This window comes from Rubrobacter tropicus, assembly GCF_011492945.1.
GTDB classification, from domain to species: domain Bacteria; phylum Actinomycetota; class Rubrobacteria; order Rubrobacterales; family Rubrobacteraceae; genus Rubrobacter_D; species Rubrobacter_D tropicus.
This window is the reverse complement of the sequence record NZ_CP045119.1, coordinates 512,067-535,366: the sequence shown is the minus strand read 5'-3', so window position 1 is coordinate 535,366 and position 23,300 is coordinate 512,067. Positions and strand designations below refer to the sequence as shown.

25 protein-coding genes, 1 pseudogene and 2 riboswitches are annotated in these 23,300 nt (G+C 67.8%); of the genes and pseudogenes, 7 read left to right on the top strand and 19 right to left on the bottom strand.

The window, feature by feature from the left end:
• The first annotated feature begins 73 nt into the window (after positions 1-73).
• From GBA63_RS02490 to GBA63_RS02480, 3 genes are read left to right on the top strand one after another with little or no spacing between them, the layout of a single operon-like run.
• Positions 74-1,726, top strand: a complete 1,653-nt coding sequence (locus GBA63_RS02490) for a HEAT repeat domain-containing protein (RefSeq protein WP_228282444.1) — start codon at positions 74-76, stop codon at positions 1,724-1,726.
• Complete coding sequence (locus GBA63_RS02485) at positions 1,723-3,219, top strand: glycosyltransferase family 2 protein (RefSeq protein WP_166173162.1); 1,497 nt, start codon at positions 1,723-1,725, stop codon at positions 3,217-3,219. Before GBA63_RS02490 ends, GBA63_RS02485 begins: the two co-directional genes overlap by 4 nt.
• 32 nt (positions 3,220-3,251) lie before the next feature.
• Complete coding sequence (locus GBA63_RS02480; protein ID WP_166173160.1) at positions 3,252-5,579, top strand: hypothetical protein; 2,328 nt, start codon at positions 3,252-3,254, stop codon at positions 5,577-5,579.
• Between the two features lie 111 nt (positions 5,580-5,690).
• Here the strand turns inward: GBA63_RS02480 and GBA63_RS02475 are convergent, their stop codons facing one another.
• The 13 genes from GBA63_RS02475 to GBA63_RS02415 all read right to left on the bottom strand — a co-directional run bounded on the left by GBA63_RS02475 (position 5,691) and on the right by GBA63_RS02415 (position 14,524).
• A complete protein-coding gene (locus GBA63_RS02475) occupies positions 5,691-5,888 on the bottom strand; it encodes a ChaB family protein (protein WP_166173158.1) in 198 nt (65 codons plus the stop codon).
• 87 nt (positions 5,889-5,975) lie between these two features.
• Positions 5,976-6,908, bottom strand: coding sequence for a thiamine-phosphate kinase (thiL, locus tag GBA63_RS02470; protein ID WP_166173156.1), 933 nt, complete (start codon positions 6,906-6,908; stop codon positions 5,976-5,978).
• Complete coding sequence (locus tag GBA63_RS02465) at positions 6,905-7,198, bottom strand: transporter suffix domain-containing protein (protein WP_166173154.1); 294 nt, start codon at positions 7,196-7,198, stop codon at positions 6,905-6,907. The genes thiL and GBA63_RS02465 overlap by 4 nt, the downstream gene beginning before the upstream one ends.
• Complete coding sequence (locus GBA63_RS02460) at positions 7,195-8,067, bottom strand: NUDIX domain-containing protein (RefSeq protein ID WP_166173152.1); 873 nt, start codon at positions 8,065-8,067, stop codon at positions 7,195-7,197. Before GBA63_RS02460 ends, GBA63_RS02465 begins: the two co-directional genes overlap by 4 nt.
• Positions 8,068-8,235: 168 nt before the next feature.
• The gene (gene thiE, locus GBA63_RS02455; protein WP_207957040.1) at positions 8,236-8,847 is read right to left on the bottom strand and encodes a thiamine phosphate synthase; all 612 of its coding nucleotides are present in this window, start codon (positions 8,845-8,847) and stop codon (positions 8,236-8,238) included.
• Complete coding sequence (locus GBA63_RS02450; RefSeq protein WP_207957039.1) at positions 8,844-9,611, bottom strand: YqjF family protein; 768 nt, start codon at positions 9,609-9,611, stop codon at positions 8,844-8,846. The genes thiE and GBA63_RS02450 overlap by 4 nt, the downstream gene beginning before the upstream one ends.
• 68 nt (positions 9,612-9,679) lie before the next feature.
• Entirely contained in the window at positions 9,680-10,183 is a 504-nt protein-coding gene (thiW, locus tag GBA63_RS02445; protein WP_166173150.1) for an energy coupling factor transporter S component ThiW, read from the bottom strand.
• Positions 10,176-10,976, bottom strand: coding sequence for a hydroxyethylthiazole kinase (gene thiM / locus GBA63_RS02440; RefSeq protein WP_166173148.1), 801 nt, complete (start codon positions 10,974-10,976; stop codon positions 10,176-10,178). Before thiM ends, thiW begins: the two co-directional genes overlap by 8 nt.
• Positions 10,973-11,749 carry a bifunctional hydroxymethylpyrimidine kinase/phosphomethylpyrimidine kinase gene (gene thiD, locus GBA63_RS02435; RefSeq protein WP_228282268.1) on the bottom strand — a complete coding sequence of 259 codons (777 nt, stop codon included), beginning with the start codon at positions 11,747-11,749 and terminating at the stop codon, positions 10,973-10,975. The genes thiM and thiD overlap by 4 nt, the downstream gene beginning before the upstream one ends.
• A 66-nt stretch (positions 11,750-11,815) precedes the next feature.
• Positions 11,816-12,583 (bottom strand): 3-oxoacyl-ACP reductase, encoded by a 768-nt coding sequence (locus GBA63_RS02430; protein ID WP_166173144.1) that lies wholly within the window; start codon positions 12,581-12,583, stop codon positions 11,816-11,818.
• Entirely contained in the window at positions 12,580-13,248 is a 669-nt protein-coding gene (locus tag GBA63_RS02425) for a thiamine diphosphokinase (protein WP_166173142.1), read from the bottom strand. The genes GBA63_RS02430 and GBA63_RS02425 overlap by 4 nt, the downstream gene beginning before the upstream one ends.
• 1 nt (position 13,249) lies before the next feature.
• Positions 13,250-13,810, bottom strand: coding sequence for an energy-coupled thiamine transporter ThiT (gene thiT, locus GBA63_RS02420; protein WP_166173140.1), 561 nt, complete (start codon positions 13,808-13,810; stop codon positions 13,250-13,252).
• 35 nt (positions 13,811-13,845) lie between these two features.
• A riboswitch (TPP riboswitch) is annotated at positions 13,846-13,960 on the bottom strand.
• A gap of 3 nt (positions 13,961-13,963) precedes the next feature.
• Positions 13,964-14,524 (bottom strand): NUDIX hydrolase, encoded by a 561-nt coding sequence (locus GBA63_RS02415; protein WP_166173138.1) that lies wholly within the window; start codon positions 14,522-14,524, stop codon positions 13,964-13,966.
• A gap of 40 nt (positions 14,525-14,564) precedes the next feature.
• On the opposite strand from GBA63_RS02415, the gene GBA63_RS02410 reads away from it, so the two are divergent.
• Complete coding sequence (locus GBA63_RS02410; protein ID WP_166173136.1) at positions 14,565-15,134, top strand: SRPBCC family protein; 570 nt, start codon at positions 14,565-14,567, stop codon at positions 15,132-15,134.
• 87 nt (positions 15,135-15,221) lie between these two features.
• Here the strand turns inward: GBA63_RS02410 and GBA63_RS02405 are convergent, their stop codons facing one another.
• Together GBA63_RS02405 and GBA63_RS02400 are read right to left on the bottom strand one after the other, a co-directional pair.
• Complete coding sequence (locus GBA63_RS02405) at positions 15,222-15,455, bottom strand: 4Fe-4S dicluster domain-containing protein (RefSeq protein ID WP_166173134.1); 234 nt, start codon at positions 15,453-15,455, stop codon at positions 15,222-15,224.
• A gap of 277 nt (positions 15,456-15,732) precedes the next feature.
• Positions 15,733-16,485 (bottom strand): Crp/Fnr family transcriptional regulator, encoded by a 753-nt coding sequence (locus GBA63_RS02400; RefSeq protein ID WP_166173131.1) that lies wholly within the window; start codon positions 16,483-16,485, stop codon positions 15,733-15,735.
• Between the two features lie 312 nt (positions 16,486-16,797).
• Positions 16,798-16,872, top strand: a riboswitch (cyclic di-GMP riboswitch).
• A gap of 121 nt (positions 16,873-16,993) precedes the next feature.
• On the opposite strand from GBA63_RS02400, the gene GBA63_RS02395 reads away from it, so the two are divergent.
• The 3 genes from GBA63_RS02395 to GBA63_RS02385 all read left to right on the top strand — a co-directional run bounded on the left by GBA63_RS02395 (position 16,994) and on the right by GBA63_RS02385 (position 18,827).
• Positions 16,994-17,521 (top strand): calcium-binding protein, encoded by a 528-nt coding sequence (locus GBA63_RS02395; protein WP_207957038.1) that lies wholly within the window; start codon positions 16,994-16,996, stop codon positions 17,519-17,521.
• Between the two features lie 161 nt (positions 17,522-17,682).
• Positions 17,683-17,901, top strand: coding sequence for a hypothetical protein (locus tag GBA63_RS02390; protein WP_166173129.1), 219 nt, complete (start codon positions 17,683-17,685; stop codon positions 17,899-17,901).
• A 215-nt stretch (positions 17,902-18,116) separates the two neighbouring features.
• Entirely contained in the window at positions 18,117-18,827 is a 711-nt protein-coding gene (locus GBA63_RS02385; RefSeq protein WP_166173127.1) for an SDR family NAD(P)-dependent oxidoreductase, read from the top strand.
• Positions 18,828-18,901: 74 nt separating this feature from the next.
• On the opposite strand, the gene GBA63_RS02380 is transcribed toward GBA63_RS02385, so the two are convergent.
• The 4 genes and pseudogenes from GBA63_RS02380 to GBA63_RS02365 all read right to left on the bottom strand — a co-directional run.
• Complete coding sequence (locus GBA63_RS02380; protein ID WP_228282439.1) at positions 18,902-19,510, bottom strand: class E sortase; 609 nt, start codon at positions 19,508-19,510, stop codon at positions 18,902-18,904.
• A 256-nt stretch (positions 19,511-19,766) separates the two neighbouring features.
• Positions 19,767-20,639, bottom strand: coding sequence for a sulfurtransferase (locus GBA63_RS02375; RefSeq protein ID WP_166173123.1), 873 nt, complete (start codon positions 20,637-20,639; stop codon positions 19,767-19,769).
• 4 nt (positions 20,640-20,643) lie between these two features.
• On the bottom strand, positions 20,644-22,179 hold the full coding sequence (locus tag GBA63_RS02370) for an HD domain-containing protein (RefSeq protein ID WP_166173121.1): 1,536 nt from the start codon (positions 22,177-22,179) through the stop codon (positions 20,644-20,646).
• A gap of 69 nt (positions 22,180-22,248) precedes the next feature.
• A pseudogene (locus GBA63_RS02365) lies at positions 22,249-23,166 on the bottom strand (dipeptidase); the annotation flags it as partial.
• Between the last annotated feature and the right edge of the window lie 134 nt (positions 23,167-23,300).

Below are 23,300 nucleotides of genomic sequence, written 5' to 3'. Positions count from 1 at the left end.
GTAATGATTACCCACGCGATAAGATACTAAAAGTCTTGAGAAGAGTGGGGGTGAGGCGAAAAACGTGACGGTTATGTTGTGGACTATTGCGGTCATGGGCGTCTTGAACGTCCTGATGGTCCTGCTGACCCTCGGGGTAAAGATGAGCAGGACCGTCAAGCAGCGCGGCCTCGAGGCGAGGGCGGCCACGCTCGAAGCAGCCCTGGACGAGTCGCTCCTGACGGGGCGGGCCGACCCGGAGCTGCTGAACCTCAAGGGGCGGGATATGGACCTTCTCGCGGCGAGGCTCATCGAGTACCTCACGCTCCTGACAGGCTCGCAGCGGGAGAGGCTGATCGAGCTGGCGCGGGAGGCGGGCCTCGTGAGGAGGTTCTTCTGGCGTCTGCGCTCGCGCAACCGCTGGAGAAAGGCCCAGGCCGCCGAGGGCCTCGGCTACCTCGGCGGGCCCGAGGCGGTCCCGCAGATAACGCAGCTCCTCTCTTACGAGGACGAGACCGTCAGGGCCGTCGCCGCCAGGGCCCTTGCCAGGATCGGGACGCCGGAGGCGGCGGCGTCTTTGTCGCAGACCCTTAACGACCCCTCGGAGCTGACCCGCCTGCGCATGGCCGAGAACCTGGAGAGGATAGGAGCCGTGGCGACGGCCTCTTTGGTCGAGACCCTCGACGCCGGCAACCCCAGGGCGCGCGTGCTAGCCGCCAGGGTGCTAGGCAACCTGCGCGCCGCCGACGCCAGGCCGGCGCTGCGCGAGACGCTCACCGGCCCGGACGATGAGGTCCCGATCGACCTCAAGGCCCAGGCCACGCTCGCGCTCGGCAAGATCGGCGACCCGGAGGACGTCCCCGTACTCGTAAAGGCCTCCGAGAGCGAGGAGTGGCCCGTGCGGGCGCAGGCCGCCAACGCCCTGGAGAGGATCGGGGAGGCCTCGACCATCCCGGCCCTCCGGAGGCTCACCCTTGACCAGGAATGGTGGGTCCGCCTGAACGCCAGCCGGGCCCTCTCCAACATGGGTCCCGCCGGCGAGGCGGCCCTCGTCAGCGTGCTCGAGGGCGAGGACCGCTTCGCGCGCGACAGGGCCGCGAGCTCGCTGGAGGCGCGGGGCGTCATCCGGCGGGCCGCTGAAGCCCTCGACCAGCCGGGCGAGCGGGGCGAGAACGCGCGGCGTATGATCCGGGCCATGACCCGCGCGGGCGCAACCCGTTACCTCGGAAGGCTCGCGGAGACGATGCCGGAGGGAGAGACTCGCCTGGAGTTGAACCGGATACTGAATGGCCAGGGCGAAGGCGCTGAACAAGGGCCCACCGTCCCCCCACCGGACGTAACGACGGAAACGCCGGACGGTCTGCCCGGCCCGGATCTCCCCCGACTCGATAGAAGGCCTGCTGCTGAGACCAGCGAGGTCGGAGACGTAGTAAGCCTCCAGAAGGCTCTGCCCGGGAAGGCGGGCCCCTCGACTCCGCACCCCGGCGGGTCCTCCGGATCGTCTCTGGTCGTCCGCGAGAACACCCCTCTGGTAGCCGTATCAGGCGGCGCGGCGCGCGATGTTGTCCAGACGGACGTCCGTCGGACCCCGGAGTCTGTCGAGAGGGGGAAGAAGCGCATCGTCGTCTCTGTCATCGCCGTCTCCATCACCGCCATGTCCGTGGTGGCCCTGTCGGGGGGCTTGCGGAGGCGGGCCAAACAGGCGTACGCGCACATCAGGGAGTCGCTCATCAAGGTGAGACCATGACCCTCGGGGACTTCGTCGTCTACGCCAACTACTTCGTTCTGACCTATTTTCTGGTCATAAACGCCGTGTATCTGGTCCTGTACGCGATCTCCTTCGCCGAGATCGCGGATTACGTCCGCCGCGACGTCTTCTCGGGCCTCTCGGAGCTGTTCGCCTCCAACTACGCCCCGCCCGCCACCATCGTCGTCCCGGCCTACAACGAGGAGGCGACGATCGTGGACAGCGTCCGCTCTTTTCTGACCCTCCACTACCCGCTCCACGAGGTCGTGGTCGTAAACGACGGCTCCAAAGACGAGACCCTGAACGTCCTGATCCGGGAGTTCGACCTGCACGAGTCGGACCAGCCCGTGCGCCTGCAACTTGAGACGGCCGAGATAACGGGCGTCTACGCCTCGCCCACGGAGCGGCTCGTCGTCGTGGACAAGGCCAACGGCGGCAAGTCCGACGCCCTGAACGCCGGCATCTGCGCCGCCCAGTACCCGCTGGTCTGCTGCATGGACGCGGACATCATCCTGGAGGAGGACGCCCTGCTGAGGATCGCCCGTCCCCTCGTCGAGTCGGGCTCGGTCGCCGCCGTCGGCGGCATCGTGCGGGTGGCCAACGGCTCCCGCTTCGAGAAGGGCCGCATCATCGAGCCGAAGACGCCGCGCAAGGCGCTGCCGAACTTCCAGATAGTGGAGTACTTGAGGGCCTTTATAGCGGTGAGGACGGCATGGAGCAGGCTCAACTGCCTGCTCATCATCTCGGGCGCCTTCGGGATGTTCCGCCGCAGGGACGTCATCGCCGCGGGCGGCTACGCCTCGGACACCGTGGGCGAGGACATGGAGCTCGTCACCCGCATGCACCGCGTCCTGCGCGAGAACGACCGGATGTACAAGATCTCCTTCGTCCCCGACCCGGTCGCCTGGACGGAGGTCCCCGAATCCTTGCGCGTCCTCGGCCGCCAGAGGAACCGCTGGCACCGAGGCCTCATAGACACGCTCTTCCGGCACCGCAAGATGCTCTTCAATCCCCGCTACGGGGCGGTCGGCGTACTCGGGATGCCCTACTTCTTTCTGTTCGAGTTTCTGGGGCCCGTGGTCGAGCTGGCCGGCTACGTGGCCTTCGCGGCGGGCCTCTTCCTCGGCGTCATCAACCTGCCTTTCGCCATCGCGTTCTTCCTGGCGGCGATCGGCCTCGGCGTCCTGCTCTCCACGGCCGCCGTCTTTCTGGAGGAGCTGCGCCTGGAGCGCTACCCCAGGTGGCGGGACCTCCTGAAGCTCACCTTCTACGGGATACTAGAGAACTTCGGATACCGTCAGATCAACACGCTCTGGCGCGCCCTCGCCATCGTCTCGTTCGCCCGCAAGAACACCGAGTGGGGGGCGATGGAGCGTAAAGGCTTTGACGAGGGGGAGGCCGACGGCGGGATAAAATACACGCCCGGCAAGGACGAGAAGCGGGCCGAAACGGCGCCCGAGACCGTGCGCGAGCCCACCCGGCGGTCCGAGTAGCGCCAACTAGACGCAATCTTTAAAGGGGGAACGTGTACCAACATTACGAGACGAGGAGGAGATCCGGGCTGGGCGCCCGTCTCGCACGCCTGCTTGCTTTGATCGCCGTGCTCGTGGCGGCCGTCGCGGCCGTCGTCGTGATCCTGGGCTGGGGCGAGGTAGAGAGACCCGTCTCGGAGGTGGACGGGATCAAGCAAGTCTCGACCGTCAAGGACGCCAACCTCGCCGTCTACGACGGGAAGGGCTGGGAGTCCCGGTACTGGGACGGCATGAACATGGGTGCCTCGCTCCCGGGCCACTCGCCGGGCGAGCTGGCGCCGACGAGGGAGGACTACATGCGTTGGTTCCCCCAGATGAAAGAGATGAACGTGGACGTGGTGCGGGTCTACACCATCCTCAACCCCGAATTCTACGACGCCCTGGCCGACTTCAACGCCGACAGGGAGGACCCTTTGTGGGTGATCCACGGCGTCTGGTCGCCGGAGGAGGAGTTGATCGGGGAGGACGAACAGGGCCACGACGCCTACAAGGGCCACATCACGAAGGACTTCCGGGCCGAGATCCGGGACGCCGTCCGCGTAGTCCACGGCGACGCCGACCTCCCGGAGAGAACCGGCCACGCCAGCGGCCGGTTCAGGTCCGACATCTCCGAGTACATGCTCGGGTGGATGGTCGGCACGGAGTGGTTCCCCTACGCCGTCAAGGAGACGAACGAGGCGAACGCCGGCATGGAACCCTACTCGGGCGAGTACTTCCGCGCCACCGACGACGCCAGGCCCTTCGAGAGCTGGCTGGCCTGGATGCTCGACACTTTGGCCGAGGAGGAGATGGAGTACGGCTGGCAGCACCCGGCCTCCTTCACCAACTGGCCGACCACGGACCCCCTCAACCATCCCAACGAGGCGAACGAGCAGGAGGACCTCGTCCCCGTGGACCCGATGCACGTCGAGCCGACACCGGCGTGGAAGGCCGGCTACTTCTCCCAGTACCACGTCTATCCGTACTACCCGGACTTCATGCGTTTCGAGCCGAAGTACACGTCTTACACCAACGAGGAGGGCGAGAAAGACCCCTACGCCGGTTACCTGAACGAGCTGCGCGCCCACCACGAGGGCATCCCGCTCTTTATCGGGGAGTTCGGGCTGCCGACCTCGCGCGGCATGGCCCACCGCGGGCCGCTTGGTCGCGACCAGGGTTACCACACGGAGCAGGAGCAGGGCGAGATGGTCTCGGGGATGCGCGAGGTGATGAGGGACGAGGGTCTGGACGGCTCGGCCCTCTTCGCCTGGACGGACGAGTGGTTCAAATTTACCTGGAACACGCTGGAGCTGGAGCTGCCGACGGACCGCAGGGACAGGTGGCGCAACCGCCTCACAAACGAGGAACAGTTCGGCGTGATCTCATCGGAGTCCGGCGAGAGCGAGGAAGAGACGATCCACGTAGACGGCGAGACGGACGACTGGGAACGCATCTCGGGCGGCCCCGACGGCATAGGCGACACCGTGGACTGGCTCTCCGACCGCATAAGCGGCCAGGCCTCGGGCGTGGAGGAGCAGGAGCACGACGAATTCGACATGAGCGTCTCCCACGACGCGGCCTACCTCTACCTCCGCTTCGACAAGAAACGGGGCGACTGGGACTTCACGCGGGACGAGCTCGACGTCGGTTTCGGCACGCTTGGAGAGGGGGCCGAGACCGCCGACGCGGCACCCGGCCTCACCTTCCCCGACGGCGGCATCCAGACCCTCCTCAGGATGAAGGGAGAAGACGACTCCCGGATGCTCGTCAACAGCGGCTACGACCAGTTCACCTACCAGTGGGCCTACAACTCGGACGACTACCTGCCCCTTCCCGACGCGAGCCGGGACCCAGCCGCGGGCGACTTCCTGCCCTGGAAGCTGGCCCTCAGCCGCCCCATCTTCCTGCCCCAGACGAAGGAGAAGATCCCCTTCGACGACGTGGAGGTCGGCAGGATGACCGAGGGCATCACGGACCCGTCGAGCCCCGAGTTCGACAACCTGGCCGACTGGCAGGCGAAGGGCGACGTGCTAGAGGTGCGCATCCCCTGGATGCTCATGGGCTTCACCGACCCGAGCAGCCTCCGCGTCCTCGACTACCCCTTCAAGGCCGGCGGCCTGCGGGCCACGGAAGTACCGGGCCTGCGCATCTACCCTTCGCTTCGTCCCGCCGGAGAGACGGGCGAGGAGGAGGTCCAGCGCCTCGACTACTTCTGGGACGATTGGGAGGACCCCGCCTTCCACGAACGCAAGAAGAAGAGCTTCCCGATCCTGCGCGAAGCCTACGCGGGTCGCGAGCCCGTCAAGGAAACGGGGGGTTCGGAAGTGGCCGCGAAGAGGTAGCTGAAAGCGGTCTGCTTTCAGCGGTCGGCTTTCAGCAAGGGCGAGGAGCCGATGGCCGGTAGCTGACGGAGCGGGTCGCGAAGGTGACGCGTCCGCAGCCCGCTCTACAGGCTACTTCTGGACCCAGTTGCCCTTGTCGTTCTTCTCGTACTTCTGCTCGACGGCGCCCCAGGCCACGCGGTGGGCGCGGCCCTCCTCACCGTACTGCTCTTCGGCCGAGTTGAACGCCTCCTTGTAGATCTCCTGCGCGTGCTTGGGCAGGTTGTTCTTCACGCCGTCGGGCAGTTGCGTGATCATCTTGTACGGCACAAGCCCTCCTCTCTTCGACTTGCCTTCTCGATACCCATATGGGCGTCGAACAATCCTCTCTGCGACCCGGATGGGCGAGCCGGAAGCTCAGACGAAGTGGTCCCAGCCGGAAAGGTCGCCCACCACCTGCCCGCCGCGCCGGAACTCGGCACCGGAGCCCCTCATTTCCCCAACGACGGTCACCGGAACGGGGACGCTTCCGGCGAGGATTTCGAGGACGCGTTCGGGCGCGGAGATGAGGAGCTCGTAGTCTTCCCCGCCGGTGGCGGCGAGCGTCAGGGGGTCACGCCCCAGGGCCGTCGCGAGCTTTCGGGTGTCGTCCGAGACGGGGAGGAGGTCGAGGTCGAGGCTGCAGCCCACCCCGCTCTTCTCGCAGACGTGGCGGACGTCGGAGGCGAGGCCGTCTGAGAGGTCGATCATGGCCCCCACCCCGAGCCGCGCCGCCGCCCGGCCGACCTCGACCCTCGGCTGGGGCCGCAGGTGCCTGCTTTTCAGACGCCCGAAACCGTCCACCCCGTCCTCGAACGCGAGGAGACCGGCCGCCGAGGCGCCGAGCTCCCCGGTGACGGCGAGCAGGTCGCCCGGCCTCGCCCCGGAGCGCAAGACTGGATCCGCTTCCAGCTCACCGAGGATGGCGACGTCCACGGTGAGGGCTTCGGCGCCCGTGGTGTCGCCCCCTATCGGGTAGACGCCGAACTCCCCGCACGCCTCCGCCACCCCCTCGAAGACGCCGAGGGCCGTCTCGGGGTCGGGAACGGCGCCGGAGACCAGGACGAAACGCGGGGTCCCGCCCATCGCCGCCACGTCCGAGACGTTGACGGCCACCGCCTTGTATCCGACGTCGACCGGGGTCGCCCATCCCTCGAAGTGGCGGCCCGAGACGAGCATGTCGGAGGCGGCGGCCCATTTCCTGCCCCCGATCTCGAGCACCGCGCAATCGTCCCCGATGGGCACCAAAACTTCGGGGGGCGCGGGCGGGAGGAGGCCAGAGAGCTTGCGTATAACGTCGAACTCGTTCAACCCCGCCCCCAGAGCCGGCGCGGGTCGAGGCGCCCCCGGTACCGGCGGAACACCTCCCGCCCGAGAACGAAGGCTGAAACCCAGAACGCCACCTCCCCTGCCACGAGAAGGGCCGTGCCCATCCAGAGCTTCTGACCGCCCGAGAGCGGAAGGAGCAACACGGCGGGGGCCGAGATCCACATCAGGACGGCGAACGCCAGCAACCCTATCCCGACTACCCGTGCCGGCCCGGACTTCTCGTCTCCGTGGGGCTTCGCTCCCCCTTCCTTCGGGTCCCACGGCCCGGTCATCTGTGCAACTCCCGGATCTCCGCCCACAGACGGTCCGAGTCCTCCTCCGTGTACCAGGTGCGCAGGCCCCGCCACTCCTCCTCGGTGGCCCAGAGATGGGCGTCGTGGGCGGCGCCTTCGAGCTCTACCTCGCCGCCGGGATGACGGGCGAGGAAACCGACCCCGGCGTACAGCTCGGTATCGTCCGGTGCCTTCCAGGGCTCGACCCGCGTCCACCACGGCCGCAGAGGGCCTTCGACCTTGAGGCCCGTCTCTTCCCCGGCCTCGCGGCGGGCGCAGGCCTCGAAGTCCTCGCCGGGCTCGAGCACCCCGCCGGGGTTCTCCCACAGCCCGACGGGCGGCTTCCGGCGGCGCATGAGCAGGGCCCGCGGCCGGGGCTCTTCGAGGTCCGTGATCACCACCCCCGCGCCAAGGACGGCGTTTACGACGCCGCTGTCGCCCCCGCCCACGGGCACCGCCGGTTTGGGCAGGGGCGCCTCGCGAAGCGCCTCCAGGGGTCCGGCCACGCGGCGGACGTTTTCGGGGCTCCACCAGCTCGGCAGACCGAGCCACTCGTCGAGGGTGACCCACCTGTGATCCAGGTGCTCGTGGGAGAGCCTCACCTCATCCCCCTCGGCCCGTCCGATAAACGTCACGGCGGCCAGGGCGCCGCCGCTCGGGGCCTCGCCGACCCAGGTCGCCAGGATGCGCTGCGGGGCGACGAGCATCCCGGTCTCCTCGTACAGCTCCCGCACCGCGCCCGTCTCGAAGGTCTCGCCGGTGCTCAACCGCCCCGCCGGCGGCTCCCAGGTCCCCGCCGGACGCTGCAGCAACAGCATGCGTCCATCGGCCCTGACGGGCAGGATGCCGGAGACGAGGTCGGCCCTCACGAGGTGAGATTTTTCGGGACGACAGCCATCCGGGGAGTATAGCCTTCCGTTGAGGCATCAGACTTTAACGGCCAAATCGTTGGCTCCCGCGTCAGCCGAACCTCGGTTGCGTCCCACGCCACGCTGCACGAGTAAGCGGCTGATGCCCGAAACCCGATGCCTGAACCTCTATTCCAGGATCACGCGCAGCGCCCGGGCCGCGCCCTCCGGGTCTTCGGCGTCGAGGACCGCGCGGACCACGGCGAAACCGGGGGCTCCCGCCTCGGCCACGTGGGGGGCCGTTTCGAGGGTTACGCCGCCGATGGCGAACCATGGGACCTGGAGGTTCTCGCGGGAGAGAGCCCGGATCGTCTCAAGTCCCGCCACCTCGCCCTCGGGCTTCGTCGGGGTGGCGTAGACCGCCCCGACGCCGAGGTAATCCGCGCCCCCACGGACGGCCTCAAGCGCTTCCGCGACGCCGCCTGCGGAGCGCCCTACCACGGCCCCTGTGCCGAGAACGCTCCTCGCGCGCGGCGTGGGATCGTCATCCTCCCCGAGGTGAACCCCGTCCGCCCCGACCCGCCTGGCGAGCTCCACGTCGTCGTTGACGGTGAACAGGGCGCCGGCGCGTTCGCACACGTCCTTGAGTTCCTCGGCGAGCGGGATCAGCCCCTCCACCGGAGCCCTCTTGTCCCGCAGTTGGACGATGTCCACCCCGCCCCGGACGGCGGCCTCCACGCGGGCGACGAGGTCGGGACGCGGGTCGGTGACGAGTAGAAGGCGGGCGCCGTCTATCTTCAAGTCTCCAACCTCCTCGGGGCCCAGGCGAGCACGTCCAGCTTGTCGGAGAAGTGCAGGAGCGGCGGCGTATCGGGCAATGCGACCCCGATCTGGCCTGTCATCCCGAGCGTCTCGACCTCGGCCTCGGCCGGTCTTAGGGGCCAGAGCCGGTGGTGGATGTCCCCCCTCCTGACGTTGCCCCGGCCATCGGCGGCGTAGAGACAGTAGCGTTCCGTCAGGAAATTCTCAAGCGTCCCGGGCCGGCTCTCGAACGGCTCGCCCGCCGGCCTGTAGCGGGCCACGAACTCCGCCGGCGGGGCGCCCCGGTGGGTACGGACGCTCCGGTAAGAGATCTCATCGTTCTCTTTCCGGGAGGACATCCTGGCGTCGAAGTACGGCAGATGGAAGGTGGCGCGCGCGAGGCGCACGGCCACGGGGTTGTGGGCGTCCAGCGAGAAGAACCAGATGCCCGGTTTGCCCCCGGCGCTGACGTACGTGCGGAGGTTCAGCTCGGGGAAGCCGGAGAGCCCCGGTACGGCTGGCAGAAAGCGCGGCCTGACGCCGCTCATGCGGAACGGGACGACGCCGAGCCAGGCGCGGCCGTCGAAGGTGTCGAGGTGCAGGGCGGGGGGTATGAGCGGTCGCAACTCTTGAGCGGGGACGGGCCAGTGCATGAAGAGGAGGTCGTGCCAGCTCATGCTCAGGACCCAGGGGCCGTCCGGCGTCGGGTAGGCGCGGTGGTCCGAGTGGTTCAGGATCTCGCGCGCCCCAGGCGTCCGGTTCATGCCCAGAACATACGCCTCTTCGCCGGTTCTTTCAGTGAACGGCGTCCCCGCCCGGTTCCGTGAGGCGCTCATCCCGCCTGCCCGGATCTCCTCAAAACCTTCAGAACCCCGTAGCCGATGGCGGCGCCGGGGATGCTGGAGAGGGCGAAGGAGACCATCAGAACCACGAGGCCGCCGGCCGCCCCCAGGAAAGGTGAGATCAAGACCGCCCCGACCGTCGCCCCGACGAACACGGTGCCGACGGGCTCGAACAGGGCCGCCTCGTCCCTGCGCGAGTACCGGTAGGCAAGGCCGACCGCGAGCGCCCCGAACGGGCTCCCCGGAAAGGCGAAGATGCTCCCCGTCCCCAGGGAGAACCTCAAGGTGGCCGTGACGAGCGCCGATCCCGCGGCCCACCACGGCCCGAGCAGGACCCCGGCTACGGCGTTTATGGCGTGCTGGAACGGGAAGACGCGGGAAGCCCCGACCGGCACGGCGAAGGAAGAGAGAAGGACGCCAAGCCCCGCGAAGAGCGCGGCGAGGACCAGCCTGCGGGTCGGGCTGCCCGTAACGCCCCCGGCGGCGCTACGCAAGCGGCACCTCCTCCACCACGAGACGCCCGTCGAGGCCGTCCGGATCCGCGGCGAGCGCGGACAACGCGTCGAGCAGGCGGGGCTCGAAGGTGCCCGGCCCCCCGGCCCCTCCCGCAGCGACCTCCCCGGCCAGGCCGAAGTAGGCCAGCGCCCCGGCCACCGTCCCCGCGTCGCCACCCCCGACCGCGGCCAGGCACCCGACGACGGCCGTGGAGGCGCAGCCGCTCCCGACGATGCGCCCCATCAGGGCGTGGCCGTTCTTGACGGCAAGGAGACGCTCCCCGTCGCACACGTAGTCGACCGGGCCGGTCGCGGCGACGGTCGTCCCGAGGCGCCCGGCGGCCTTCTGGACCGCTTCCCTCGCGTCGCCGCCGATGCTCTCCACGCCGCGGACCTCCGCGGCGAGGCCCGCGAGCGCCGAGACCTCGCCGGCGTTGCCGCAGACGGCCGTGAAGTCTATCTCGGAGAGGAGCCTCTCCGGCGTCTCGGTGCGAAAGCGGGTGGCCCCGGCGCCGACGGGGTCGAGGACGACGGGGATGCCGCGGCGGTTGGCCTCCTTGCCGGCCAGGATCATGGCCTCCACCCAGTCCCCGTCGAGCGTCCCCGTGTTGATGACGAGCGCGGAGGCTGTGGCCGCCATCTCCTCCACCTCCTCGACGGCGTTCGCCATCACGGGCAAGGCCCCCGTCGCGAGCGTCGCGTTGGCGACGAGGTTGACGGTTACGTAGTTCGTCAGGTGGTGGACGAGCGGCCGTCTCTCCCCGATCCTCCGCAGCGCCCCGGAGGCGTTCATCGCCCTCCCCTCTCCAGAACACCGCCGAGCGCGTGAACGGGCCCGGCCCCGGCCCCGATCTCCGCGAGCCCGTACCCGACGGCCTCGGACGCGACCTCCCTGGCCCGCCGGGCCGCCTCCAAGAGACCAAATCCCCGCGCCAGAAAACTCGCCAGCGCCGAAGAGTGCGTGCACCCCGCCCCGTGGGTGTTCTGCGAAGAATGCACGGGCCCCTCTATCCTCTCGAACCTCAAACCATCGTAGAGAAGGTCTGCGCCCGCGGACGTGTGCCCGCCCGTTACGACCACGGCCTCCGGTCCCAACTCGAGGAGCGCCGCCGCGCAATCCTCGATCCCACCCTCGTCCACGGGCTCGCCAAGCAACGCAAACGCCTCGTTTACGTTGGGCGTCAAGACCCTGGCGAGCGGAAAAAGTTCCTCCTTGTAAGTCTCTACCGCCGCTGGCTCTAGCAACTCCGCCCCGCTCTCGGCGACCATAACGGGGTCGACCACGAGGTTCGGCAACCCCAAACGCCGCACCGCCCCGGCCACGGCCGAGATGATGCCGGCGTTGAACAACATGCCGGTCTTCACCGCGTCCACCCCGATATCCTCCGCGACGGCCTCTATCTGGCCCACGGCGACCCCAGGCGGAAACGGATATATGTCCGTTACCCCGACGGTATTCTGCGCCGTCGTGGCGACGACGGCCGTCGTCCCGTAGACGCCGCACCGCAAAAACGCCTTCAAGTCCGCCTGAATCCCGGCCCCGGCCCCCGAATCACTAGTCGCCACGCTCAAAACCCGTTTCAAAGTCCCTCCCAACAAGGGCTGATAGCTGACCGCTGAAAGCCGATAGCCCTAAGCCATAACCAACCCGCCGTCGCAGGTTACGTACTGTCCCGTGACGAAGTCCGACCACGGCGAGGCGAACATGAGGACCGCGCGCGCGAGGTCGTCGGGGGTGCCGAGGCGGCGCAGGGGCGTTGAGCCAGCGACGAGGCGGCGGACATCCTCGGTGGTCGGGGCGCTCGCGTCGGTCTCGTCTATGAGGCCGCCGGCGACCATGTTGACGGTTATGTTGTGGGGGCCGAGCTCGGCTGCGAGGTTGCGGGAGAAGCCGAGGAGGGCGCTCTTGGCCGTCGTGTAGTCGTGGTAGGGGACGACCGGGTTGTTTATGAGGTTGGAGAGGATGCTGACGATCCTGCCGCCCCCCTTCTCTACCATCCCGGGCACCACGGCCTGCGAGCAGTGCAGCGCACCCTTCAGCCCCCCGAGCTGCTGCAGGTAATCGTCCCATCTCACGCTCCCGAAGTCTTTGCGCCCGGCGGGGTCGAACCTGTAGTCGGGAAGCGCGTTGTTGACGAGCACGTCGATGGGCCCGAACTCGCCCGTCGCCCTCTCGACCATCTCCATCACGGCGGCCTCGTCCGTAACGTCCGCCCGGTGGGCGAAGGCCCTCCCGCCGAGCCCGCGAATGCCGCCCGCAACCCCTTCCGCGAGTTCCTCGTTCTTCAGGTAGTTGACGACGACCGCCGCGCCCTCGTCGGCCAGCACGCCGGCGATGGCGGCACCGACACCCCGGCTCGCGCCCGTGACGAGGGCGACCTTTCCTTCCAGAACACTCAAAGCACTTCCCCTCCCCCACCGGGCATCGGCCCGGTCTCGTGGATCACCAACAAGGCGCCGTTCTTCACGGAGACTTTGGCCTCTCCCCCGAGCAACTCGTTGTGGAACCCCAAAGTGTCGCCGGCCTCGATCCCGGCCCCCTCCAGCGGGTACTGGAAGCCTTCGAGGGTGACGCCGCCCGCCGCGCCGGAGACCGGAAAGACGGAGACGCTCTCGCCGGGTCCGCCCGCGACCGCTCGGGAGCCTTCCTCCACCACGAACATCTCCCCCCACCCCGCCACGACAGTCGCCCTGAGCCCCATCCGCTCCGCGGCGAGCAGCAGGTGCGGCAGCGCGAAGGTGGCGTCGAGCCTTCCGCCCGCGGCGCAGAGGAGGTCCAGGTCCGTTGCGCCCCTCTCGTGGGCGGCGAGGACGGCGAGGTGCCCGTCCATCTTGTCCTTCCTGGCCGGGTGGCGCTCCAGGGTGGCCCCCTGCGCCCCGACCCGCCGCGCCCCCTCGTCGCCCAGGGAGTCCATGTCGCCGACGACGAGTTCGGGGACGATGCCCGCCGCGAGCGCGTGCGAGGCGCCGCCGTCGGCCGCGACCACGAGGTCGGCCGCCGCGGCGACGCGGCGGAGCAGGTCGGGCGGGTCCGGGGAACCGTTCAGGAAGACGGCCGCGCGCAAGCTAGGAGACGGCGGAGCGCCGGTACCGAAGTTGACGCGGCGAGGGCTGGGCCCCTTCGAGCGCCCTGAGCAGGACCACCACCACGACCGCGGCTATGACGAGGCTCGGGACCAGATACGCCGCGTTGTACGCGGCGGAGTAGAGGTACGGATTCCATCCCTCTGGCGCGTAGGAGGCGAAGAAGACGACGCCGGAGAGGAAGTGGCAGGCGAAGCGGGCGAGGACCGCCGCCGTCGCCCCTACGATCGCACCCCGCACGGTCGGCCGGAAGAAGCCGGCCAGCCCGAGCGCGCCGAAGGCCAGCGGGTAGTCCAGCAGCACCTGGACGGGGTGAAAGACGAAGACGGGCGGGGTGATTATGTCCATTAGACCGTAGACCGCGCCGGCGGTTATGCCGACGACGGGGCCCTGCCTGAGGGCGAGGAGCATGAGGGGGAACATTTCGAGAGAGATCGACCCCCCCAAAGGCATCTCGAAGACCTTGACGAAGCTGAGGACGAACGCGAGCGCGACGGCGAGCGCCGCCTCGGTCAAGACCCTCGTGTCCCTGAAAGCGTTCAAAAGCGCACCCTCCTGTCGTTGTGCGGGGATGCGCCGACGAGACTCTCTTATCTCCCTGCGCCGGCATTACCCGGATCAGGTTCAGCGGGTCGGCTCCAAACCTCTCGGTCTTTTTGCCCTCTCAGCCTCGCGGCTCCCCGGTTGTTTGTCTCCCTAGTCTACCGGAGGGACGCCCCCCGCGCCACGCCCCGCCTCCCACAACAGCCCGAGAACGGTCGCAGCGTCCGTGATGCGCCCGTCCCGAACCATCGCCAACGCCTCCCCGAACGGCACCTCCACAACCCGGATAAACTCCGTGGGCTCTGGCCCCGGCCCCCGCCCATCCCTGACGGCCCGGCACCGAAAGACGTGCCCGACCTCCGTGCTCCGACCGGTGCTCGTGTGTACGCTCGTCAGCCGCTCCAACCCCTCGGCCCCGTACCCCGTCTCTTCCAGCAGCTCCCGCCCGGCAGCCTCAGCCGCGCTCTCCCCGGCGTCCACGCCCCCGCTCGGCAACTCCAGCGTGAAAGCGCCGAGCGGCTGCCGCCACTGCCGCACCAGGACCACCTCGTTCTCTTCGGTCAAAGCGACGACGGCCGCGAACCCGCCGCTCTCGAGCACCCCGTACTCGATCCTCTGCCCCCCGGGCAACTCCACCCCGTCCACCCGAAACGAGCACCACGGACTCCGGTACACGTACTCCCGCCCAAACGTCCGCCAGCTCCCGTCCTCCACGAAGGGGAGTATATCCCCGCAGGATGTATAATTTTGCTACATGAACGTAGCAACATCGAACAAAATCCTTGATTCGGCCTTTGGGGCGAGCGTCTTCGCGCCGGCGGCGCCGGAGGACTTCTACGAGGCCGTGCTCGACGTGCGCGGGTTTCCGGCGTGGGCGCCCGGCGTGCGGCGGGTCGAGGTGCTCTCGGGCGAGGGGGGGACCGGGATGCTCTCGGAGTGGGAGGTCTCGTTTCTCGGCCTGAGGAAGAAGGTCCTGAGCGTGCTGGAGGAGACGGAGGCCCCGTACCGGCTACGCTGGACGTACGAAGGACCGCTCGAAGGGTGGGGCGAGTGCTCGATAGCCGCCGTTGGTGGTGGCGCGGTGGCGGCCTTCGGGACCGTGCTGGTACCGACGGATCCGTTCCTGGCGGCCCTGGCACGGGGAGCGACCGCGAGAAGCGCGGCGGGAAGCCACCTCAGGCGCTCGCTCTCCCGGCTAGGCCGGCTGGTAGCGGGCGACGACGCGCGGGTCATCGTTGGGCCGGCGCCCGCGGGCAGGCGGGCCGATCGCCGCGGTCCGTCGGCCAAGAACGCCGTGGGGGTAGGACCCAGAATCTCTCGCTAGCATCGCGTCGGGTGGCCGAGCCACGTCTCGCGGCACCAAAAAGAGGGGCCCGAAGGCCCCTCCCCCGTCACCAGATTTGGTTCGCCGCTACTCGAAGTAGTTGGCCGCCTTGGCGATGTAGCTCTCCTGGTCGTCCGGGACCTCGTCCTCGGGGTAGATCGCCTCGACCGGACACTCCGGCTCGCAGGCGCCGCAGTCGATGCACTCCTCGGGGTTGATCATGAAATGGTCCCCGGCGTCGTAGATGCAGTCGACCGGGCAGACCTCGACGCAGGACTGGTCCTTCGTGCCGATGCACGGCTCCGTGATCACATAGGTCATCTTGCTCCTCCTCTCGTAATGCTCTTGTGGCGGCTTTATAACAGCCGGGAGATACCCCAACCACCCACCGTTGACGGCCATCATCTCCACCCATGACCGGGATCATCGCCGCGTGTGATCTGGATCAAAAACCCCGCAAAACCGCGCCTTTTTGGGAACGATTCTCGAATAGGAGGTTTCAGGCTACAGGGGTGCTCTTCGTCGCAGGGTTCCGATAACGCGGCCCTGAGACCTGAAGCCTCCGAAGGAGGCGACCTGAAGCCCGAAGCCTCCTCCTTCAGGTGCGGGAGCGGAGCTCTGCCGGCTTGAGGATGGTTACGGTCTTGCCTTCGAGGTCCAGGATGTCTTCCTGGGCGAGGCGGGAGAGGGCGCGGGAGAGCGCCTCGCGCGAGATGCCGGTCGCCTCTGCCATCTCCTGGCGAGAGAGCGAGGGCTCGAAGACGACGCCCCGCTTGGTGACGCGGCCCTCCTCCGTGGCTAGGTTCAGGAGCATCCGGGCTACTCTTTGCGGGGCGCTGCGAAAGACGAGGTCGCCGACGAGGTCTTCCAGCTCGCGCGCGCGGGCGGCGAGGACCCGGTTCAGGCGGACGGCGCCCTCGGGGAAGCGGCCCATCACCTCGAAGAGGTCGTCGCGGAAGACGGCGTAGAGAACGCAGTCGGTGAGGGCTGTGGCGCCCTGGCTCTGCGGGCGGCCTTCCAGGGCGGCGCCGAGGCCGAGGACCGAGCCGTCGCCGACGACGCCCAGGATCTGGTCCCGCGCCTTCGGCCCGCCGACGGAGCGGTAGAGCTTCGCCCTCCCCTCTCGCATGAAGTACACGGCCCCGGAAGGTTCGCCCTCCCTGTAGAGCGCGGTTCCGGCGCCGAGTTCGAGCACCTCGGCCGAGATCGCGAGCGCCTGGAAGAATCCCTCATCCAACCCCTCCAGGAGTTCGAACTCTTTGAGCCCTTCGAGCTTCGTCAGGTGCTCCACGGCCCGGCAGCGCGCCCCCGGCAGCCGCGCCCAGGAAGGCGGCGCGTTCTCACCGTACACGGGGGAGTGTCCTCACTAGAGTTCGCCGTTTCACGCTACCTTTATACGCTACGTGGCTAGAGATTGCAGTAAGATAAACCGATCCTTGCCTCTACGGTCACCCGTGCGAAGATGCCCGAGATCCCCAGCGGCCAGTCCGGACGAAAGGAACGTCGAGCCCGAGCGGCCTGTAAACGCGGCACCGCTCCCCGGACGCGTCTTCCGTAACCTCGCCGACCGCCCCCAGTGCAGGCTTTATCAAATGCGCACAGCCTCGATAGTCACGGCCGTCACGTTTGAGGGAACCGGGCGGGGGTAGAATCTGCCCAAGTACCCACGAAAAGGCAAACCCGCCGCGAGGCGGGGGCGCAAAGCCGCGGGCCTCTGCGAGGCAGCCGGGCTGCCGAAAGGGGTGGTTCCCAGCATAGACTCTGACGACGCCCGATCCGGGCACACGTACGAAGAGAAAGGCTTCGGGACGCCGCGAACGCCCCGAAACCCGATGTTCACGGATACGAAGGGACGCTCCATGAACGAAACAAGCATACCGAAACGCGCCGCCCGCGGCATGGGCCTCGTTGCGCTGGTGGCGATGACGCTGACGGCGTTGGCGGCCGGCGTCGCCCTGGCGGCCACGATAAACGGCACTACCGGAGACGACAGGCTCTCCGGCACCGCGGCCGCCGACACCATCAACGGCTTCGCCGGCAACGACGACGTATTCGGCCTGGACGGCGCAGACACCGTGCAGGGCGGTCCAAACCAGGACTACCTCTCCGGCGGGACCGGCGACGACGAGGTTGTCGGGGGTCAGGGGCCCGACGAGGTCTACGGCCTGGCCGGCAACGACAGGCTCTCCGGCGAGACCGAGGGCGACCAGATCTTCGCCGCCAACGACGGGCAGCGCGACGCCATCTCCTGCGGCGCCGGCTTCGACCGCGCCTCGGTTGGCCTCAACGACGTCGTAGACGACCAACTCGTTAGCTCGGTGACGACCCTACCCGGCGACGTGGTGAGCATCTCTAGCTGCGAGCGCGTAACGGTGAACCTGCAATAGCGACCGATTCACACCCGCAGGACGTGCAACCGTTCTGCGGGTGGACGTTATGAAGCCGGTCGGCGAGATTGCGTTGGAGCCGCCAAACACCGGCTTCCCAATACGTGGCGCATAAAAGGCGGGCCGCGAAACATGGCGTCCCGCCTTCTACTCGGTGAGACTTGCCCCTAGCGCGTCAAGCGGTAGGCGAGGAGGCCGCCGAGCAGCAGGGCGCCGCCGGCCACGAGGGCCAGGACCGCCGTGGCGCCGAAGTCGGGAAGGAAGCCCAGGGCGCCGCCCTCCTCGAAGATACCGCCCTGCTGCTCGCCCGCGTCGGGGCCGCGGCGGCCTGCCCGACGACGGTCTCTTCCGGAACGGTTCCTTCCGCGGTGGTTCCCTAGCCCTGGCCAGCACCGAACGCGTAGGTTGCGGAGAAGGTCTGGGAGCCGGGTAACAGACGGATTACATGAACTCGCATATTGCGTAACGGTCGGAAACGATGCACAAAGCCCCCCGCCCCCGCACGCAAACCCGCCGCCCACCGTTTAAGCTGACGGGCTGAGAGCCGCCGAAGGCGGCGTGCTGAAATGCCGACAAGCTGCCGAAAGGAAGACCCATGCTACAAGACAAAGTCGCCCTCATAACCGGCGCGAGCCAGGGGCTCGGGAAAGCGCTCGCCCTCGCCTACGCGAAGGAGGGCGCATCGCTCGTCGTAAACTCCCGCAGCGAGCAAAGCATCCGCCCCGTCGCCGAAGAGGTCGAAGGTCTGGGCACGGAGGTGCACGCCGTGGCGGCGGACGTGTCGAAAGGCGAAGACGCGCAAAGCCTCGTCGACGAGGCGGTCGGAAGGTTCGGGGGGATCGACGTGCTCGTAAACAACGCGGGCGTGCTCGGCCCCCGCGTCGCAATAGAAGATTACCCGGAGGACGAGTGGCGGCGCGTTATCGACGCGAACCTCACCGGCCCGTACCTCGTCTCAAAGGCGGCCATCCCCCACATGCGCGAGGGCGGCTCCATCATAAACGTCGTAAGCGGCGTAAGCGTCGATGGAAGGGCCGAATGGGGCGCCTACTCCGTCAGCAAGTTCGGGATGGAAGGCCTTTCCCAGATCCTGGCAGCCGAGCTAAAAGACCGCGGCATCCGCTCCAACGCCGTGGACCCCGGCGGGATGCGCACCGGCATGCGCGCCGCCGCCTACCCGGAAGAAGACCCCCAGACCCGCATCACCCCGGAAGAGAACACGGCCGTCTTCCTCTACCTGGCCTCGGACGAATCGAAAGGGATAACGGCCCAACGCTTCAAGGCGCAAGAGTTCAACAAAGGATGAGAGCACCGACCCGGCAGCAAGAGCTGAAAGCTGATGGCCGAAAGCCGAGAGCGCGGCCCGGGTTCCCCGGGCCGCTAGGCCGCCTTCTCCGACGTATCCGTTAGCTCGGCCTGGATTATGAGGCGCTGGGAGTAGTCGGGGAGCGTGCAGGTCTGGAGCGTGAGGATGTTCTTACCGGGTTCGGCGTTGGTGACCGAGGTGTCGGAGGGGCCGACGGTGAACTCTTTGAAGACCTTGTAGGTGTACTCGGTGCCTTCGGCGTCGGTGACGAAAACCTCGTCGCCCACCGAGACCTTGTCCATATCCCAGAAGGTCAGCCAGCTCTCGGTGTTTGGGAACCCGAGGCGGTGGCCGGCGATGTAGACGTTCGCCTCGTCCTGCCACGGGAAGCCCGTGCCTTCGAGGTGGATGGCGGCGTACTCCTTGAGTTTGGCCTCGTCGTCCCCCGTCGTGGAGGGGATCTCGTCGTCCTCTACGCGGCTCATCGCGGGCACCGTCAGCTTGAGGGTGGTGTCCTGCGGCCCGGCCTGGGTCGTCTCCTCGTTGCCCTGGGTGGTCTCGAGCCTGGGCACGTTGAAGCCGCCCGGGTCCTCGCTGTTGGTGGCCGTGCTGTCGAGGCGGCCGGCCAGCAAGAACGAGGCTATAAGGGCGATCCCGGCCAGAACCATGATCGGGCTGAGCACCCACAAGATGATCTTTTTTGCCCGGCTTCTCTCCATATCCGCACGCGATTGTAGCATCGAGCCGTCGGCTTTCAGCTTTCAGCCCTCAGCCACCCCGTTTCTAGACCGACACGGAGCACGTTTTCGAGAGGTTCCAACCGTCCGCGAACCGCCCTCGGGCGTACGAACGGACAGCCCACTCCCGACGCTGTAGCTAAGGGCGAGACCAAAAAGCTGACGGCTGATAGCTGACAGCGCGGTTCGCGCAGCGAACCGCCTAGCGCTCGGCGGGAAGGTCCTCCCTCACGCCCCACTCGTTCCACGAACCGTCGTAGTTGGCGAGGTTTTCGTACCCGAGCCGGTGCAGCGCGAAGAGCGGCACGGTCGCCGCCACCCCGCCGTTGCAGTAGGCGATGACGGAAGCCTCCCTGTCCTCCGGCACGCCCGCCTCCCGCAGCTTTTCCTCGAGTTCCTCGTCGGAGAGAAAGGTTCCGTCCGGACCGAAGAGGCCGTCCGCGTGCAGGTGCTTCGCCCCCGGAACGTGACCGGGACGCCCCTCGCCCCTCGTCACGGCCCCGGTGTACTGTCCCTCGTCTCGGGCGTCGAGCACGAGGGCTTCGCCCTTGCTCGCGTCCAGCACGTCGGCGGCCTCCTTGCGCCAGCCGGTTCTTGGCCTCGGGGTGAAGCGGGCAGGCGGCGGGGTCGGGGCCTCGTCCGTGGTCGGGCGGTTCTCGGCGGTCCACTTGTCCCAGCCGCCGTCGAGGACGGAGACGCGGTCGTGGCCGTAGTACGTCAGGGCCCACCACAGGCGGGTGGCGAACTGGCCGCCGGCGTGGTCGTAGACGACCACGTGCGTCCCATCTCCGATGCCTAGAGAGCCCATCAGGTCCGCGAAGCGGACGGGCGGGGCGATCTGGGCGGGAACCGGGTCGTTTGGGTCGGTTATGTCGCTGGTCCAGTCCACGAAAGCGGCGCCCGGGACGTGGGCCTCGTCGTACTCTTCGCGGGCCGGGAGGTACTCGGCACTCTGGCGGCCCCCGCCGAGGTCCGTCTTCTTGACGTAGCCCCGGATGTCCACGACGCGCAGGTCGGGGTCTTCGAGGTGGTCTTGAAGCCAGTTGGTCCGGACCAGGGGGTCGAAGGTCTCCACGATTCTACTCCTCTCCGAAGAGGTCGTGCTCCCGGGCGAAGGCCTCGGCCAGTTGGCGGGCCGTCCCTGTGTCGTCCTTGGCGAGGCGGCCTTCTATAACCTCGCCCTGAAGGTGGTCTTTTATGGGCTTGATCCAACGCCCCGGAGGCCGGTCGAACATCCGCATCAGGTCGTTGCCGTCGAGCGGGCTCTCCAACCTCTCGATGGAGTCCTCGGCCCGGACCTCGTCCACCCTGTCCTTGAGGCTCTGCCACGAGGCCTCTGCGACGCGCCGTCTTCTCGGCGCGCTCCCCGTGATGTCGGCCCGGGCGAGCTTGAGCAGCATGTCCACGTCGGCGAGTACTTTGTCCCCGCGGGCGAGGTACGTGTCCCTGACGAAGCGCCTGACGGCCGAATCGCTCCACGGGTCGCGCCCCACGGCGTAGCCCATCGGCCGCATGTGGTGGGCGACGAGGTGGGAGACGGCGTCGGTGTCGTCCTTCGGGTAGGCCAGACGCTTCATCGCCCGCCGCGCGATGCCGGCGCCCACGTTCTCGTGGCCGTAGAAGTGGATCTTCTTCGGGATCGTGCGCCCCCTGCAGACCTCGCACTCCCCCTCTCCGGTAGTCTTCTGCGCGCTCTTGGCGCCGCAGTAGGTGCAGCGGTGCTCGTAGACGAGGGTGCGGGGCTTGCCGATGTCGTGGAAAAAGGCGGCCTTGCGCAAGACCGGGGTATTCTCGACGTTCTGGACCACAATCAGGGTGTGCTCGAAGACGTCCTTGTGGTGGAACTCCGCCTCCTGCTCGACCTTCAAGGTCTCCATGAACTCGGGCACGATGTAGGGCATGAGCCCCAGGCGCACCAGGGCCCGCAGGCCGGCCGTTACGTTCTCGGAGAGAAGGACCTTCTCGAACTCCTCCCGGATGCGCTCTGCGCTTATGCTCTCGAGCCAGCGGGCGTTCTCCCGAATGGCCTTCTCCAGGTCCGTCGTGAGGGCGAAGGGTTTGTCCGGTTTCGACAGGGTCGTCTCGAAGCGGACGGCGCGGAGCATCCGCAAGGGGTCGTCGCGCATCCGGTCGAGCGGGTCTCCCACCGGACGGATCACGCCGCTCTCAAGGTCCTTCCTGCCCTCGAAGGGGTCGGAGATCTCCCCCGTAAGGGCATCGGCCGCGATTGCGTTTATGGTGAAGTCCCGCCGGGCCAGGTCCTCGACCAGGCTGTCCCCGAAGCGGACCTCGGGGTGCCGGCTCCCCTCCGTGTAGAGGTCGCTCCTGTAAGTAGTGACCTCCACCGCGTAGCCGCCGACCGTCGCCCCTATGGTCCCAAAGCGCTCCCCGACGGCCCACAAATCGTCGGCGAGGGGCCGGAGCAGGCGCTTTATCTCCGCCGGCCGCGCTCCGGTCGTCGCGTCGGCGTCCGGCTTCGCCTCCTCGTGACCACCGAGCAATCTGTCCCGCACGTACCCGCCGACGAGGTACAGCTCGTGCCCCGCCCCCCGGAACGCCTCGCCGAGGCGAACGACGGGCTCGGGAATCTCCAGCTTTTTTACGTCGGCCATCATAACCATCAGATTCTAGTACGCGACGGACCGGGGATCACGGACGCCAGCGACACTCAAATCGTTTCGGCATCACGAGGTTTGCGGCAGCGAGGATCTGAGGAAACCCAACCAGTTTGTGCCCAGCACCGCTTCCCTAAATTCGGCGGGCACGACCGATCCCACCTTGTACAGGTCGGCCACCGTGTCTATCTCCGACGGGCTCTCTTCGAGGCCCAGGCCGCCGTCCAGGTCGGAGCCTATCCCTACGTGTTCCCAACCGACGAGGCCTGCGACGTGGTTTGCGTGTCGCCGCAGGTGTTTTTCGAGCGTGACGGGTACGGTTTTGTCTTGTCTCCAGCGGGGCTCGAGAAAACCATTGTAGAGGACGAGACCGACTACCCCACCCCGTTCGGCCACGGCACGGATGGCTTCGTCGTCCAGATGCCTGTCCGTCGGTGTTAAGGCTCGGGCGTTCGCGTGTGACGCACAAACACGGGGGAACCCGAGATCCAGCCCTTGCCATACACCGTCTTCGGCGAGGTGCGAGATGTCCCAGATAAAGCCTAGTTCCGCCATATTCCCGAGCAATTCGAAGCCCTTCGGCGTCAGGCCGCCCCGTTTGAACGCAGGACTGCCGCCGCCCACCCCCGTTGCGTAGTTCGTGTCGCCGAACGTGAGCCCGATCATCCTGAGGCCGCGCCGCCACCATCCGGGCAGGTCGCGTACACGAACGATAGGGTCCGCGCCTTCCATGAGCAAGACGAGCCCCGGCTTGCGGTCGTGTTGCCACAGGCGCAGGTGATGATCCAGGTCGTTTACAGATCGGATAAGCCGCACGCGGCCTTCCTCTTCCCAGCTTTCGTACAGCCCAACCTGGACGAGCGCCTGCGCTTCGGCCTCCTCCGGCGTGCGGTAGATGGCAGATCCGGGTTCGAAACCCTCGCCGACGTCCTCGGCCAGGAAACCCGCGGTCACCGTCGCGAAGGCCACCGCTATACCCCCCCCGTTCGAGTTCGGGGAGTGAGACGGTCGCCTGCTGCGTCGTGCGTCTCTCGAGCGCCCTTGTTTCGGCCACCCCCAGGGTCAGGTCGCGTCCGAAAAGCGTCGTGTTCTCCGCCAGGTCGAGGTGCGAATCTACGAGG

Excerpts from the sequence above, each read along its gene's own strand:
- GBA63_RS02490 (WP_228282444.1), top strand. The coding sequence starts at position 74 with ATGTTGTGGACTATTGCGGTCATGGGCGTCTTGAACGTCCTGATGGTC.
- GBA63_RS02465 (WP_166173154.1), bottom strand. The coding sequence starts at position 7,198 with ATGACCGGGCCGTGGGACCCGAAGGAAGGGGGAGCGAAGCCCCACGGA.
- thiM (WP_166173148.1), bottom strand. The coding sequence starts at position 10,976 with ATGAACGCCTCCGGGGCGCTGCGGAGGATCGGGGAGAGACGGCCGCTC.
- GBA63_RS02405 (WP_166173134.1), bottom strand. The coding sequence starts at position 15,455 with ATGACCTATGTGATCACGGAGCCGTGCATCGGCACGAAGGACCAGTCC.
- GBA63_RS02395 (WP_207957038.1), top strand. The coding sequence starts at position 16,994 with ATGAACGAAACAAGCATACCGAAACGCGCCGCCCGCGGCATGGGCCTC.
- GBA63_RS02485 (WP_166173162.1), top strand. The coding sequence starts at position 1,723 with ATGACCCTCGGGGACTTCGTCGTCTACGCCAACTACTTCGTTCTGACC.
- GBA63_RS02410 (WP_166173136.1), top strand. The coding sequence starts at position 14,565 with ATGAACGTAGCAACATCGAACAAAATCCTTGATTCGGCCTTTGGGGCG.
- GBA63_RS02385 (WP_166173127.1), top strand. The coding sequence starts at position 18,117 with ATGCTACAAGACAAAGTCGCCCTCATAACCGGCGCGAGCCAGGGGCTC.
- GBA63_RS02450 (WP_207957039.1), bottom strand. The coding sequence starts at position 9,611 with ATGAACCGGACGCCTGGGGCGCGCGAGATCCTGAACCACTCGGACCAC.
- GBA63_RS02370 (WP_166173121.1), bottom strand. The coding sequence starts at position 22,179 with ATGATGGCCGACGTAAAAAAGCTGGAGATTCCCGAGCCCGTCGTTCGC.